The sequence below is a fragment of the Magnetospirillum moscoviense genome (assembly GCF_001650635.1).
In the GTDB taxonomy this organism is placed as follows: domain Bacteria; phylum Pseudomonadota; class Alphaproteobacteria; order Rhodospirillales; family Magnetospirillaceae; genus Magnetospirillum; species Magnetospirillum moscoviense.
The window spans coordinates 21,700-35,856 of sequence record NZ_LWQU01000140.1; the positions used below are offsets into that span (position 1 = coordinate 21,700).

12 protein-coding genes are annotated in these 14,157 nt (G+C 69.1%); 6 read left to right on the plus strand and 6 right to left on the minus strand.

Annotated elements, in window-relative coordinates:
- From cobW to tsaD, 4 genes are read right to left on the minus strand one after another with little or no spacing between them, the layout of a single operon-like run.
- Positions 1 to 1,005: a cobalamin biosynthesis protein CobW gene (cobW, locus tag A6A05_RS10745; protein ID WP_172822262.1), complete on the minus strand. Its 1,005-nt coding sequence runs from the start codon at positions 1,003 to 1,005 to the stop codon at positions 1 to 3.
- Positions 1,005 to 1,514 (minus strand): bifunctional adenosylcobinamide kinase/adenosylcobinamide-phosphate guanylyltransferase, encoded by a 510-nt coding sequence (cobU, locus tag A6A05_RS10750; protein ID WP_068500494.1) that lies wholly within the window; start codon positions 1,512 to 1,514, stop codon positions 1,005 to 1,007. The genes cobW and cobU overlap by 1 nt, the downstream gene beginning before the upstream one ends.
- Positions 1,511 to 2,671: an iron-containing alcohol dehydrogenase gene (locus tag A6A05_RS10755; RefSeq protein ID WP_068500497.1), complete on the minus strand. Its 1,161-nt coding sequence runs from the start codon at positions 2,669 to 2,671 to the stop codon at positions 1,511 to 1,513. The genes cobU and A6A05_RS10755 overlap by 4 nt, the downstream gene beginning before the upstream one ends.
- A 17-nt stretch (positions 2,672 to 2,688) precedes the next feature.
- Positions 2,689 to 3,744 (minus strand): tRNA (adenosine(37)-N6)-threonylcarbamoyltransferase complex transferase subunit TsaD, encoded by a 1,056-nt coding sequence (tsaD, locus tag A6A05_RS10760; protein ID WP_068500500.1) that lies wholly within the window; start codon positions 3,742 to 3,744, stop codon positions 2,689 to 2,691.
- 50 nt (positions 3,745 to 3,794) lie between these two features.
- Between tsaD and hemC the strand changes: the two genes are divergently transcribed.
- The 4 genes from hemC to A6A05_RS10780 all read left to right on the plus strand — a co-directional run bounded on the left by hemC (position 3,795) and on the right by A6A05_RS10780 (position 10,756).
- A complete protein-coding gene (gene hemC / locus A6A05_RS10765; RefSeq protein ID WP_068500503.1) occupies positions 3,795 to 4,736 on the plus strand; it encodes a hydroxymethylbilane synthase in 942 nt (313 codons plus the stop codon).
- Positions 4,737 to 4,820: 84 nt separating this feature from the next.
- The gene (locus A6A05_RS22115) at positions 4,821 to 6,620 is read left to right on the plus strand and encodes a uroporphyrinogen-III synthase (RefSeq protein WP_281193269.1); all 1,800 of its coding nucleotides are present in this window, start codon (positions 4,821 to 4,823) and stop codon (positions 6,618 to 6,620) included.
- Positions 6,617 to 7,885 (plus strand): heme biosynthesis protein HemY, encoded by a 1,269-nt coding sequence (locus tag A6A05_RS10775; RefSeq protein WP_245644264.1) that lies wholly within the window; start codon positions 6,617 to 6,619, stop codon positions 7,883 to 7,885. Before A6A05_RS22115 ends, A6A05_RS10775 begins: the two co-directional genes overlap by 4 nt.
- A 66-nt stretch (positions 7,886 to 7,951) precedes the next feature.
- Positions 7,952 to 10,756, plus strand: coding sequence for an ATP-binding protein (locus tag A6A05_RS10780; protein ID WP_082910872.1), 2,805 nt, complete (start codon positions 7,952 to 7,954; stop codon positions 10,754 to 10,756).
- Here A6A05_RS10780 and A6A05_RS10785 read toward each other — a convergent pair.
- Together A6A05_RS10785 and A6A05_RS10790 are read right to left on the minus strand one after the other, a co-directional pair.
- Positions 10,696 to 11,757, minus strand: a complete 1,062-nt coding sequence (locus tag A6A05_RS10785; protein WP_068500511.1) for a glycosyltransferase family 4 protein — start codon at positions 11,755 to 11,757, stop codon at positions 10,696 to 10,698. The two genes, A6A05_RS10780 and A6A05_RS10785, sit on opposite strands and share 61 nt — an antisense overlap.
- Positions 11,685 to 12,557: a UDP-2,3-diacylglucosamine diphosphatase gene (locus A6A05_RS10790; protein WP_068500513.1), complete on the minus strand. Its 873-nt coding sequence runs from the start codon at positions 12,555 to 12,557 to the stop codon at positions 11,685 to 11,687. The genes A6A05_RS10785 and A6A05_RS10790 overlap by 73 nt, the downstream gene beginning before the upstream one ends.
- A gap of 152 nt (positions 12,558 to 12,709) precedes the next feature.
- Here A6A05_RS10790 and A6A05_RS10795 point away from each other — a divergent pair, with 152 nt between their 5' ends.
- A complete protein-coding gene (locus A6A05_RS10795) occupies positions 12,710 to 13,630 on the plus strand; it encodes a diacylglycerol/lipid kinase family protein (RefSeq protein WP_068500523.1) in 921 nt (306 codons plus the stop codon).
- Between the two features lie 128 nt (positions 13,631 to 13,758).
- Complete coding sequence (locus tag A6A05_RS10800) at positions 13,759 to 14,070, plus strand: c-type cytochrome (RefSeq protein ID WP_068500516.1); 312 nt, start codon at positions 13,759 to 13,761, stop codon at positions 14,068 to 14,070.
- Positions 14,071 to 14,157 lie beyond the last annotated feature (87 nt).

Sequence of the window (14,157 nt, forward strand, 5' to 3'; positions counted from 1 at the left end):
CTAGCCTCCGATCGCCCTTTCGATGGCGGCGCGGTCCAGCCCGGTGCGGCCGATCACCACCAGATGGCCGGTGCGGACCTCATCACTTTTCCACGGCCGGTCGAACCAGCGCTCCAGCCGGGTGCCGACCGCCTGGATCACGGCGCGCGCGGGCTTGCCCTCGACCGCCAGGAAGCCCTTCAGGCGCAGGATGTCGTGGGTGGCGATGGCGTCCAGGATGCGTTCCTCCAGCGCCTCGATGTCGGCGATCGAGGCAAGCGCGATGGCGAAGCTGGTGAAATCGTCGTGGTCGTGGCCGTCCTCGGCATCGTGATGGCTGGGGCGCGCCGCCAGATCGTCCTCGGCGGCAGCGCTTAAGCCCAGCACCACCCGGGGGTCGATGGCGCTTTTGCTGGTGCGCACCACCTTGATGCCGGCGCGCAGATCCTGCGCCACCTGCTGATGGACCTGGGCGACGGTGTCGGGATGCAGCAGGTCGGTCTTGTTCAACAGCACCAGATCGGCGCAGGCCAGCTGGTCCTCGAACACCTCTTCCAGCGGATTGTCGTGGTCGGGCTGGGCCATGGCCTCGGGGCTGTCGGCGAAGCGGCCATCGGCGACGGCGGCCGCATCGACCACGGCGATCACCCCGTCGACCGTCACCTTCGAACGGATTTCCGGCCAGTGGAAGGCCTTGACCAGCGGCTTGGGCAAAGCCAGGCCCGAGGTCTCGATCAGGATGTGGTCGGGCGGGTTGGCCCGCTCCAGCAGGGACTGGATGGTCGGCAGGAACTCGTCGGCGACGGTGCAGCACAGGCAGCCATTGGCCAGTTCGATGATCGCGTCCTCGGCGCAGCCGGTGATGCCGCACGAGGCCAGCAACTCGCCATCGACGCCCTTGTCGCCGAACTCGTTGACGATCAGGGCGATGCGCTTGCCCTGGTTGTTTTCCATCAGGTGGCGGACCAGGGTGGTCTTGCCGGCCCCCAGGAAACCGGTGATGACGGTGGCAGGAACCTTGGACATCAAAGCGTATCCTTCATGATCAGCGGCAGGCCGGCGGCGACGAATACCACGCGGCGGCAGACCGAGGCGAGTTTCTGGTTGACCCGGCCCTGATGGTCGCGGAATTCGCGGGCCATCTTGTTGTCGGGCACCAGGCCCAGCCCGACCTCGGAACTGACCAGCACCACCGGCCCGGCCGGGTCGCGCAGCAATTCGGCCAGGCGGTCGGTCTGGTGCCCGACATCCAGGCCGGCATGCATCAGGTTGCTGATCCACAGGGTCAGGCAATCGACCAGGATCGGGCGCTCGGGCGACAAATGGCGGTCCAGGCATGCCGCCAGTTCCAGCGGTTCCTCGATGGTGGTCCAGTCCGGCCCGCGCCGGTCGCGGTGGTCGCGGATACGTTCGGCCATCTCGTCGTCGAAGGCCTGGCCGGTGGCGACGTACAGCGCTGGACCACCCGCCAGCAACCCTTCCGCATAGACGCTTTTGCCCGAGCGGGCACCGCCCAGGACCAGGGTCGAGCTCACGCCGCCGCCTCCAGGATGGCACGCACCTCGGCGGCGCCGATGGCCCCGTCCTCGCCCAGCGGCAGGCCGCCCCGTTCGCTTAAGCGGGCCGAGACCAACTGCGCCGCTTCGGCCGGAATGCCGGCGGCAATGGTGCCGGCCGGCACGCCGACGGATTCGAAGAAGGCGCGGGTCTTGGCCACCGCCTGGTCGATGCGCTGATCCTCGGACCCCTCGGTCAGGCCCCAGACCCGGGCGGCGAATTGCAGCAGCTTGGCCCGCTTGGCTTCACGGCGCACGGCCACCACGCCCGGCCACACCGCAGCCAGCGAGCGGGCATGGTCGATGCCGTAAAGGGCGGTCAGTTCATGGCCGATCATGTGGGTCGACCAATCCTGCGGCACGCCCTGGCCGATCAGTCCGTTCAAGGCCATGGTGGCGCACCACATCAGATTGGCGCGGGCCTGATAATCGGGCGGCGTGGCCATCACCTTGGGGGCGATCTCGACCAGGGTGGCCAGCACCGCTTCGGCCAGGCGGTCCTGCAAGGGCGCGTCGGCCGGCTGTGTCAGGTACTGTTCCAGCACATGGACGAAGGCATCGACGATGCCGTTGCCCAATTGGCGGGGCGGCAGGGAATAGGTGGATTCCGGGTCCAGCACCGAGAAGCGCGGCATGACGGCGGGCGAGCCGAAGCCCAGCTTCTCGCCGGTTTCCTCGCGGCTGACCACCGAGAAGGCGTTCATTTCCGACCCCGTCGCCGGGAGCGTCAGCACCACGCCCAAGGGCACCGCCGATTTCAGCCGGGCGCGCTTGGCGACGATGTCCCAGCAATCGCCCTCGAAGGGGATGGCGGCGGCGATGAACTTGCAGCCATCCACCACCGAGCCGCCGCCGACGGCCAGGATGAAATCCAGCTTCTCGGCCCGGGCCAGTTCGACCGCCTTCATCAGCGTCTCGTAGCGGGGATTGGGCTCGATGCCGGAAAATTCGACGAAGGTCAGGCCGGCCTGGCCCAGGGCGTCCACCACCTGGGCATGGATGCCGTTGGCCTTGATCGAGCCGCCGCCGAAGGCGAACAGCACGCGGGCTCCCTTGGGGATGTCGCGGCCCACTTGCGCGATCTGGCCCTTGCCGAAGATCAGCTTGACCGGGTTGTGATAGGTGAAATTGTCCATCGTGTCGGTCTCCGGGTTCAGGCTTTGATGCCGGCGCCCTTGGCCTTGGGGGCGGTGGGGTCCAGCGGCCAGCGTGGGCGGGGGGCGAAATCCAGGCGGTCGCTCTGGCCCAGGCGGAACCGTTCCAGCCCGGCCCAGGCGATCATCGCCGCGTTGTCGGTACAAAGGTTCAAGGGCGGCGCCAGGAAGGTCATGCCGGCGCGGCCGGCCAGTTGTTCCAGGCTGGCGCGCAGGGCCTTGTTGGCGGCGACGCCGCCGGCCACCACCAGATGGCTGGTCTGGGGCCATTGCGCCTGCATCAGCTCGATGGCGCGCCGGGTGCGGTCGGCGATGCTTTCGGCCGCCGCCTTCTGGAAGCCGGCGCAGACATCGGCCTTGTCCTGGTCGAACAAGGGCTTTTCCAGGCTTTCGACCAGCAGGCGCACGGCGTTCTTGATGCCGGAAAAGCTGAAATCGCAGCCGGGCTTGCCCTTCATCGGGCGCGGCAGATGGAAGCGGTCGCCGTCACCCTTGGCCGCCCATTCCTGCACCTGCGGCCCGCCGGGATAGCCCAGGCCCACCATCTTGGCGACCTTGTCGAAGGCCTCGCCGGCGGCGTCGTCGATGGTGGTGCCCAGCCGGCGATAGTGGCCGACGCCCAGCACCGCCAGCAATTGGCAATGCCCGCCCGACGCCAGCAGCAGCAGATAGGGGAAGGCGACGTCGTGGGTCAGCCGGGCGGTCAGCGCGTGGCCTTCCAGATGGTTGACGGCCAGGAACGGCTTGCCCGCGGCCAGCGCGATGGCCTTGCCGGCCATCACGCCGACCATCACGCCGCCGATCAGGCCCGGCCCGCCGGTGGCGGCGACGGCGTCCAACTGGTCGAAGGTCAGGCCGGCCCGCGCCATGGCCTGGCCGATCAGACGGTCGACATGGTCCAGATGCGAGCGGGCGGCGATTTCTGGAACGATTCCTCCGTAGGGACGATGATCGTCAAGTTGCGACAGCACGACATCGGCCAGAATGGTCCGATCGTCGGCCACGATGGCGGCCGCCGTCTCGTCGCAACTTGTCTCGATGCCCAGCACCAGCACGCGTGAAATCCCTTTCCAGAATCCTCGTCATTACCTACAACAACCGGACCATGACCGACAAACCCATCCTCACCATCGGCACCCGCGGCTCGCCTCTGGCGCTGGCCCAGACCCACGAAACCAAGCACCGCCTGGCGGCTGCCTGGCCCGAACTCGCCCCCGACGGCGCCGTCGCCATCGCCGTGATCAACACCACCGGCGACATGGTGCAGAACCGTCCGCTGGCCGAGATCGGCGGCAAGGGCCTGTTCACCAAGGAACTGGACGAATCGATGCTGGAGGGCCGCATCCAGTTGGCCGTCCATTCGATGAAGGACGTGCCCACCGTTCTGCCCGACGGCATCGTCCTGCCCTGCGTGCTCCCACGCGAAGATGTCCGCGACGCCTTCATCAGCCTAACCGCCAAAAGCCTGGCCGACCTGCCGGCCGGCGCGGTGATCGGCTCGTCGTCGCTCAGGCGTGGCGCCCAGATCCTGCACCGCCGCCCCGACCTCAAGGTGGTGAACTTTCGCGGCAACGTCCAGACCCGTCTGCGCAAGCTGGAAGAAAAGGTGGTCGATGCCACCCTGTTGGCCATGGCCGGCCTGAACCGGCTGGGGCTGGCCCACCATGCCAGTGGCGCCATCTCACCCGACGACATGCTGCCGGCGGTGGCGCAAGGGGCGATCGGCATCACCTGCCTGGCCGACGACCAGGATTCGCTGCGCTTCCTGTCGGCGCTGAACCACCCCCCGACCATGACCCGCATCACCGCCGAGCGGGCCTTCCTGACCCGGCTGGACGGCTCGTGCCGCACCCCCATCGCCGCCCTGGCCGAGCTGGAGGGCGAAACCTTGCGGTTCCGCGGCCTGATCGTCAGCCTGGACGGCAAGATCGTGCACGCCACCGAACGGAGCGGACCGGCCGCCGACGCGGCGGCCATGGGCACCGACGCGGCGGAAGAACTGATCGGCCGGGCCGGGCCGGGCTTCTTCGACGCCATCAAGGTCTAGGGCATGGTCACGGCGGACGTGACCCCAGCCCGAGCGGCGTCTGAGCCACCCGGCACGGGTGCGGCACGGCCAAAACGCGCGTTAGTGACTCGCCCGCGGGAAGACAGCCATGGAATCGCCCAGGCGCTGACCGAGCTGGGTTTCGCCGTCCAGGTCGAGCCGCTGCTGGAGATCCGCGCGGTCGAGGACGCCCACATCGATACCGACGGGCTGCAGGGCATCCTCGCCACCTCGGCCAACGGCATCCGCGCCTTGGCCCGCGCGCTGGCCGATCGCGACCTGCCGGTATGGGCGGTGGGCGACGCCTCGGCGCGGGCGGCGCGGGATTTGGGCTACCGCAATGTGGCCAGCGCCGGCGGCGACGTCGACAGCCTGGCCGCCCTGGTGGCCGAACGCTGCCGGCCGGAAGACGGCGCGCTTTTGCATGCCGCCGGCTCGGTCACCGCGGGCGATCTGTCGGGCCGGCTGGGCCAGGCCGGCTTCACCGTCCGCCGGGTGGTGCTGTACCGCGCCGAAACCGCCGAGCGCATCTCCGACGAGCTGGCGCAATCCCTGAAAGATGGCACTATCGACGTCGCCTTGTTTTTCTCTCCCCGCACGGCGGCGACCTTTGCTACCTTGGTGGCGGCGGCCGGTCTGTCCGATACCACCGGGCGCATCGCCGCCTATGCCCTTAGCCAGGCGGTGGCGCGGGAATTGGCCGCCCTGCCGTGGGCGGGGGTCCATGTGGCCGCCGCTCCCACCCAAGCCGCCCTGTTGGCGGCGCTTCAGCCCACGACCGACCGGGGACCTTCCATGACCGAGACCGACGTGCCCAAGCCAGCCACGCCCGCATCCGGCGACCCGGCCAGCCCGGAACCGGAAAATGCGGCGCCCGCCAAGGGCTCGTCGGCCTGGGCGCTGGTCCTGGCGGTGATCCTGGCCGCCCTGATCGGGGCGGCGGCGCTGACCTATGAATCGTGGAAGTCGGTGCTGGAGATGGTGGTTCCCACCGCGACCCTGGCGCCGCCGACCAATCCGGCTCCGGCCAATCCGGCCCCGGTGGCGCAGAACCCGGTTCCGGCTCCGGTGGCGCAGGCCGCCGATTCGGTGCGGGCCGAGTTGGCCGCCCTGCAGGGGCGCCTGGCCCAGTTGGAAGCCCGTCCCGCCGCCGATGCGCGCCTGGACCAGGCCGAAGGCCAGATCAAGGCGCTGCAGGCGCAGATCCCGGCCCGTCTGGCCGCCGAGATGCAGGAGCTGGCGGCGCACGTGGCCGAGCTGAAGCGCACCAGCGCCGACGCGGCCGCCGTCTTGCGCATGACCGACCGGCTGGAGAAGGCCGAATCCCGCCTGGCCGAGCTGGAATCGAAGCGGAGCTCGGCGGTGGCGCTGCTGCTGGCGGTCGGGCAATTGCGCGAGGCGCTGGCCGCCTCGCTTCCCTATGATTCGGAACTGCGCGCGGTCAAGGCCCTGGCCGGCACCGACCAGGACATCCTGCGCGGCGTCGAGATCCTGAAGGCCCGCGCCGTCGCCGGCCTGCCGACCCGCGCCGTGCTGGTGTCGCGGTTCCACGCTTTGGCCCCGGCCATCGTCCGCGCCGACATCCTTCCGGCCGAGATGAGCTGGTGGCGCCAGACCCTGGACCGGCTGGCCACCCTGGTCATCGTGCGCCGCGAGGATGGCGATGCGGTGGGCGAGGACAGTCCGGCCCTGGTGGCGCGCGCCACCGCGCGGCTGGGCGAGGGCGACCTGGCTGCCGCCCTGGCCGAATTGTCGCGCCTGACCGGTGGCGCCGCCACAATTGCCGCCCCCTGGCTGGCCGACGCAAGCGACCGGCTGGCCGCCGACCACGCGGTGTCCGAGATGACCGCCCATGTGGTGGCCGCCATCGGGGCCAAGCCATGATCCGCCGCCTGCTGACCTTCGCCGTGCTGGCCGGGCTCTTGGTCGCCGCCACGGTATGGCTGGCCGACCGGCCCGGTTCGGTGACCCTTCGCTGGGAAGGCTGGCGGGTCGATACCACCGTCCCGGTGCTGGTGCTGGCCATGCTGGCCCTGATGATCGCCGTCAACCTGCTGCTGCGCCTGGCCGGCGCTTTGGTGGGCGGGCCGGGACGCTTTTTGGCCGGCCGCCGGGCCAAGCGCACCCAGGCCGGCTATCGGGCGCTGTCCGACGGCATGGCCGCCCTGGCCGCCGGCGATTCGCGCCAGGCCCGCAAATTGGCCACGCGGGCCGACCGCCTGCTGGCCGACAGCTCGCTGACCGCCTTGTTGTCGGCGCAGGTGCACAGCGGCGCCGATGCCGAACGCCATTACCAGCGGCTGGCCGAACGCCCGGAAACCGCCGTGCTGGGTCTCAAGGGCCTGACCGAAATCGCGATCAAGCAGGGCGACAAGGCCAAGGCGCTGGAACTGGCCGCGCGGGCCTGGTCGCTGGGCGGTACCACCGACGGGCTGGCCGCCACCTTGTTCGACCTGCAGGCCGGCGCCGGCCAATGGATCGAGGCCGACGCCACCCTGGCCGAGGCCAAGCGCCGCAAGCTGCTGTCGGGCGCCGATCTGTTGCACCGTCAGGCCCTGGTGGCCCTGGCGCGCGCCGATCAGGCCGAACGCGACGGCAATGCCGCCGCCGCCCTGGACTTCGCCCAGGCCGCGCACCGCGCCGATCCGATCCTGGTGCCGGCGGCGGTCAAGGCCGCCGCCGCCCTGCATCGCGCCGGCAAGACCCGCAAGGCGGAATCGGTGCTGGCGGCGACATGGGAAGCCTTGGCCCACCCCGAACTGATCGAGGCGGCCCTGACCCTGGCGCCGATGGAAAGCCCGCTCGATCGCGTCAAACGGGTCGAGAAGCTGGTGCGCCTGAACCCTGACAGCGCCTGCGGCCATGCCGCCCTGGCCGAGGTCGCCCTGGCCGCCAAATTGTGGGGTCAGGCCCGCACCCATCTGGAAAAGGCCGTGGAGTTGCGGCCCAGCGCCGGGCTTTACATCCTGCTGGCCCGGCTGGAGCGCGAGGAAAAGGGCGACGAAACCGCCGCCCGCGACTGGCTGGTGAAGGCGGCGGGTGCCGGGGCCGAGCCGGCCTGGACCTGCCAGGTCTGCGCCAAACCGGCCGATTCGTGGGCAATCGCCTGCCCGGCCTGCGGCGCGGTGGATTCGCTGGTCTGGCGGTGACGGCTCTGGGCGAATGGGATATGTTCTTCGTCTAGTTCGGCACCAACCAGAGAGGGGGCCGCGCGGATGACACGCAATCGGTCTTGGTTGGCGGCGGGAATGGTGGCGGCGCTGGTGCTGGCGCTGGTCAGCCTGGTCGATACCCTGGAATCGGCCCGTCACCATCAGGAAATCCGCGCGCTCGCCTTGGGGCGCCTGGCCACCGTGCGGGCCCGGCTCGAGGGCGAGCTGGGCGGAACCTTGCTGCTGACCCGGGGCCTGGCGGCGGTGATCGCCACCCGGTTGGAGATCGGCCAAGACGAATTTTCCGCCATCGCCCGCGAGATGATGCGCCAGAAACGCCACATCAGAAACGTCACCCTGGCGCGCGGCACCACCATCACCTACGTCTATCCGCAGGCCGGCAACAGCCGGACGGTCGGGGTCGATTATCGATCATTGCCGCAGCAATGGCCGGCGATCGAGCGGATGTTCGCCCAGCGCGAGCCGGTGCTGGCCGGGCCGGTCACCCTGATCCAGGGCGGCGTGGCGGTGATCGGTCGCATGCCGGTGTTCGAAAGCCCGCCCGACGGCCCGGCCGGCAGCGGGCGGCCCTGGGGCCTGATCGCCATTCCGATCATGCTGCCCGGCCTGTTGGACGAGACCGGGGTCACCGATCGGGAGAGCGGGCTGGATATCGCCATCCGCGGCCGCGACGGACTGGGGGCGGCGGGCGAGGTGTTTCACGGCGATTCCCGTCTGTTCGACCGTGATCCGGTGCTGACCGACATCATCCTGCCGGGGGGCACCTGGCAAATGGCCGCCGTTCCGGTCGGCGGCTGGGACCAGCACGCCTCGCCGGTACAGGTGCAATTGCGCACGCTGGGCGTGCTGCTGGCCTTACTGGCGGCGACGGCCGCCTTCACCCTGACGCGGCGGCGCATCGAGCAGCGCGAATCGCGCGGGCAATTGGCCTTGTCGGAACACCGCCTGTCGACGCTGCTGACCTCGGCGCCCTATCCCCTGGCCCTGCTTCGGCGCGAGGACGGAAGCGTGCTGTTCGCCAACCGCCGAGCGGCTCGTCTTCTCGGCACCACGGTCGAGCAATTGACCGGCCGGCCGCTTCCGGCCCGCGCCGCCTCGCGCCGCGACCTGATCCGCCTGCGCGACCGCCTGGCCGAGCGCGGCTTCGTCGATGAATTCGAGGTCCGCCTGCGCACCGTCACCGGCCAGCCGTTCTGGGCCCTGGTGTCCCTGGCCCTGGTCGACATGGACGAGGCGGCGGTATTGGTGGCCTTGAACGACATCACCGCCCGCAAGGCGGCCGAGCGCGCGCTTCAGGACCAACTGGCGCTGCATCAGACGGTGATCGACACCATTCCCAACGGCATCTTCTACAAGGATGTCCAGGGCCGCCATCTGGGCTGCAACCGGGCCTTCCTGGACCTGGTCGGGCTGCCCCGCCATCAGGTGATCGGCGCCGAATTGAAACGGATCAATCCCAATCCCGAGCTGCACCGAAGGGTCGCCAGCACCGACCAGGCGCTGATCGAGGGGCGCGAGCGGGTGTGCCAGTTCGAAATGCCGCTGAAGGCCGGCGGTGGGCGCGACATCCACGCCTTGATCCAGAAGGCGGCCTATCGCAATGCCGACGGTCAGGTGGTCGGCATCGTCGGCTCGATCACCGATGTCAGCGACCATTACGCGGCGGAGGCCCAGCTGAACCGCGCCAAGGAGGCGGCCGAGGCGGCCAGCCGTGCCAAGTCCGAGTTCCTGGCGGTGATCAGCCACGAGATCAGGACGCCGATGAACGGCATCCTGGGCATGGCCAGCCTGCTGCTCGACACTCCGCTGGCCGCCGACCAGAAGGATTGCGCCCAGACCATCTTGCAGTCGGGCGAGGCGCTGCTGACCATCTTGAACGACATCTTGGACTTCTCGCGCATGGAGGCCGGCCAGACCGCCATGGCGATGGCGCCCTTCTCGCTGCGCGAGACCCTGGAGGCGGTCACCGCCCTGCTGAACCCCCGCGCCCGCGAAAAGGGGATCGAGATCAGCCTGGACACGGCGCCCGACATTCCCGGCCGCCTGCTGGGCGACGGCGCCCGGCTGCGCCAGATCCTGCTCAATCTGGTCGGCAACGCGGTCAAGTTCACCGAGCGGGGCGGCGTCGCCATCTCGGTGTTCGCCGTCGGCCGACAAGATGGCGGCCCGGTGCTGCGCTTCGACGTTCGCGACACCGGCATCGGCATCGAGCCCCAGGCGATCGGCCGGCTGTTCCAGTCCTTCAGCCAGGCCGATTCCTCGGTGTCGCGGCGCTTCGGCGGCACCGGCCTGGGCCTGGCCATCTCGAAGCGGCTGGTCGAGGCGCTGGGCGGCGAGATCGGGGTCGAGAGCGAGCCCGGGCGCGGCTCGCGCTTCTGGTTCACCCTGCCGTTCCTGCCGGTGATCGATGACCAGGACGAGGTCGCGGCGACCCAGCCCGCCAGATGCCGGCCGCTGAGCGTGCTGCTGGCCGAGGACAACCCGGTCAACCGCACGGTGGCGATCGCCCAACTGGAACGGATGGGGCACCATGTCACCGCCGTTTCCGACGGGCGTCAGGCGGTGGCGGCGGTCGAGGCCGGCCGGTTCGATCTGGTGCTGATGGACATCCAGATGCCGGAAATGGACGGGCTGGAGGCCACCGCCCGGATCCGCGCCCTGCCGGATGGCGGGGACAGCCTTCCCATCATCGCCATGACCGCCCACGTCCTGGCCGGCGACGAGGAACGCTGCCTGGCCGCCGGCATGGACGATTATCTGGGCAAGCCGTTCCGCCCGGCCGAGCTTCAGGCCATGCTGGTCAAATGGGGGGCCGGATCGGGCGAGCAGACCGGGTCGAACGGCTGAAGATTGGCCAGGAACTGCTGTGTCGCCGCCGCCCAGGAAAATCCCATGGCGTGGGCGCGGCAGTCCTCGGGCGATATGGCCAGGGCGGCGCGCGCCGCCTTGCCCAGGTCGGTGTCCAGGATGCCGGCGTCGGACCCGGTCAGCACATCCAGCGGCCCCGGCACCGGATAGGCCGCCACCGGCAGGCCCGAGGCCAGGGCCTCCAGCAGCACCAGGCCGAAAGTGTCGGTCATCGATGGGAACACGAAGACGTCGGCGGCGGCGTAGTGGCGGGCCAGATCCTCGCCGAAGCGGGCGCCGACGAAATGGGCCTCGGGGTGGCGGTGTTTCAGTTCGTCGGCCAGCGGGCCGTCGCCCACCACCACCTTCGAACCCGGCAGGTCTAGGGCCAGGAACGCCTCGATGTTCTTTTCCACCGCGACGCGGCCGACCGACAGGAAGATCGGCCGGGCCAGGCCGGCCAGCGGGCCGTGCTCGCCCCGGCATTCTGGCCGGGGCCGGAACAGATCGGTATCGACGCCGCGCGACCACCGGCCGATGCGACTGAAGCCGCGCGCGGTCAGTTCGTTCTCGATGCTTCGGGTGGCGACCATCACCCGGGCCGAGGCATCGTGGAAGCGCCGCATCACCCGATAGGACAGGCCCAGCGGCACCCCGAAGCGGGCGCGGACATATTCGGGGAACTTGGTGTGATAGGCGCTGGTGAAGGGCAGGTGGCGACGGCGGCAGAAGCGGCGCGCCGCCCAGCCCAGCGGGCCTTCGGTGGCGATGTGGATGGCGCAGGGTTGGGCCGCCTCGATCAGCCGGGCCAGCTTGGCCGATGGCGCCAGGGCCAGGCGGATTTCCGGATAGGTCGGGCATGCCACCGAGCGGAACAGGTCGGGGGTGACCATCACCACCTGATGGCCGGTCCGTTCCAGCTCGGCCTTTAAGGTGTCGAGCGTGCGAACCACCCCATTGACCTGAGGAAACCAGGCGTCAGAGACGACGACGATGCGCATGTTTCCTCCTCGGACGGAAGCTCGGCCTGGGCGGGGGTGGCGTTCAGGTCTTCTTGCCAGCGCAGGATCTCCAGGCGGCCGTCCAGGTGTTCGACCAGCGCGGTGCAGCTTTCCACCCAATCGCCGTCATTGGCGTAAAGGATGCCGTCGATCTCGTGCAGCTCGGCATGGTGGATGTGGCCGCACACCACGCCATCGACGCCTTGGCGGCGCGCCTCGTCGGCGACGGTGCGCTCGTAATCGGCCATGAACTGGACGGCGTTCTTGACCTTGTGCTTCAGATAGGCCGACAGCGACCAATAGGGCAGGCCCAATCGGCGCCTGGCCAGATTGACCCAATGGTTCAAGGCCAGCGCCAGGGTATAGGCGCCGTCGCCCAGCCGGGCCAGCCACTTGGCGTAGGTCACCACCCCGTCGAAGGCATCGCCGTGCAGCACCAGAAGGCGGCGGCCGTCGGTGGTATAATGGATGGCTTGTTCGGCCACCTCGATGCCGCCGAAGGAATGATCCAGGTAATGGCGGGCGAATTCGTCGTGGTTGCCGGGGACGAAAATCACCCGGGTCCCCTTGCGCGCCTTGCGCAGCAGCTTCTGCACCACGTCGTTGTGGGCCTGCGGCCAATACCACGATTTCGACAGCCGCCAGCCATCGACGATGTCGCCGACCAGATAAAGAATGTCGGATTCGGTCTGCTTGAGGAACTCAAGAAGGTATTCGGCCTTGCACCCACGAGTACCAAGGTGAATGTCGGAAATCCAGATGGCGCGAAAGCGCCGAGATGGTGCGGCGTCAACAGACATGACGCCCTGATACGTCGAAATAGTGTTGGCATGGTATCGTTAATTTGCCGTCATTTCCAAATTTCACTGACCGGAAAAGAATCCGTCACAATTGTTTCATTGGAACGATATCACCGTCTTTTGTATCACCTTTCCTCATGCTCGCTCAGACCATGATCCAACCGGATGCCGCCGCCATCGCCCCGTCCATCCCCCGCCGCGTGCTGGTGATCCACAATCCCACCGCCGGGCGCCGCCACGGCCGTCGGTTTGAGGATGTGGTCGAACGGCTGGAGGAACTGGGGTGCACCGTCACCTGCCGCGACACCGGCCGGCGCGGCGACGCCGAAAACTTCGCCCGCCAGTGCGACCGTGACGATTTCGACGTGGTCGCCGCCGCCGGTGGCGACGGCACCGTCAACGAGGTTGTCAACGGACTGATGGCGGCGGCCAAGCCGCCGTCGCTGGCGGTGGTCCCGCTGGGCACCGCCAACGTGCTGGCGCTGGAAATCGGCCTGGACCCCAAGGATTGCGAGGCCATCGCCCGGACCATCGCCTTCGGCCCGTCCCAGATCGTCCATCCGGCGGTGGCCAATGGCCGCCATTTCCTGCTGATGGCCGGGGCCGGGCTGGATGCCCAGGTGGTGGCCGGCATCAATCCGGCGCTCAAGCGGCGCACCGGCAAGCTGGCCTATGTGGTGGAAAGCGTGAAACAGGCGTTCGGCTACGATTTCCCGGAAATCCAGGTCCGCGCCAACGGGCGCACCTATCAGGGCCGCATGGCGGTGGCCTGCAAGGGCCGCTATTACGGCGGCCCGTTCGTCGCCGCCCCTGGGGCCAGCCTGGACAAGCCGCAGCTGGACATCTGCATCCTGCCGAAATCGGGCATGGCCGGGTTGATGCGCTATGGTCTGGCGCTTCCGATGAACCGCCTGGCCGACCTGCCCGAGGTCGAGCACGTCACCGCCCGTTCGATGGTCATCCTGGGCCCGCGCGGGGCACCCTTGCAGGGCGACGGCGACATCGTCGCCCGCCTGCCGGCCGAGATCAGCCTGGCGGCGACCACCCTGGAGCTGATCATCCCCCAGCCCTGACTTCTGCCGCGCTCCGCGCAGGACTCCTATTCCGGAATCGGCCGTGAAACATGCTTGCCGCAATGCAGCGAAGCGGGCATTGTGCCGGCCATCCAGACCCTGTTGCTTGATCGGTGGGAGACGAACGGATGCGCGTAGCGCTGACGGTGGCGTTAGGATTGGTGGTGATGGCGGCGCCGGCATGGGCGAATTCCGCCTCGGCCGATGCCGGCGGCGAGCTGGCGGCGCGCTGGTGCGCGGCCTGCCACGTGGTGTCGCCATCGGGTGCCGGCGGCAATGCCGGCCCCAGCTTCGGGTCCATCGCCAAGGACCGCCGCGCCGCCGACATCCGTGCCGCCCTGACCAAGCCGCACGCCAAGCCGATGAAGGGCTTCAAGCTCAAGCGCCACGAGGTCGACGACGTCACCGCCTATATCGAAAGCCTGGAAGCCCGGCGGTAGTACCGGCCAACCTTTGATGTGACTCGTTGGCCGGTATTCTGCCGCCATTGCGGCGGCGGCCAAGCCCGCGGATGCGGGCGCTAAGGC

Excerpts from the sequence above, each read along its gene's own strand:
- cobW (WP_172822262.1), bottom strand. The coding sequence starts at position 1,005 with ATGTCCAAGGTTCCTGCCACCGTCATCACCGGTTTCCTGGGGGCCGGC.
- A6A05_RS10755 (WP_068500497.1), bottom strand. The coding sequence starts at position 2,671 with ATGGACAATTTCACCTATCACAACCCGGTCAAGCTGATCTTCGGCAAG.
- hemC (WP_068500503.1), top strand. The coding sequence starts at position 3,795 with ATGACCGACAAACCCATCCTCACCATCGGCACCCGCGGCTCGCCTCTG.
- A6A05_RS10775 (WP_245644264.1), top strand. The coding sequence starts at position 6,617 with ATGATCCGCCGCCTGCTGACCTTCGCCGTGCTGGCCGGGCTCTTGGTC.
- A6A05_RS10780 (WP_082910872.1), top strand. The coding sequence starts at position 7,952 with ATGACACGCAATCGGTCTTGGTTGGCGGCGGGAATGGTGGCGGCGCTG.
- A6A05_RS10785 (WP_068500511.1), bottom strand. The coding sequence starts at position 11,757 with ATGCGCATCGTCGTCGTCTCTGACGCCTGGTTTCCTCAGGTCAATGGG.
- A6A05_RS10790 (WP_068500513.1), bottom strand. The coding sequence starts at position 12,557 with ATGTCTGTTGACGCCGCACCATCTCGGCGCTTTCGCGCCATCTGGATT.
- A6A05_RS10795 (WP_068500523.1), top strand. The coding sequence starts at position 12,710 with ATGATCCAACCGGATGCCGCCGCCATCGCCCCGTCCATCCCCCGCCGC.
- A6A05_RS10800 (WP_068500516.1), top strand. The coding sequence starts at position 13,759 with ATGCGCGTAGCGCTGACGGTGGCGTTAGGATTGGTGGTGATGGCGGCG.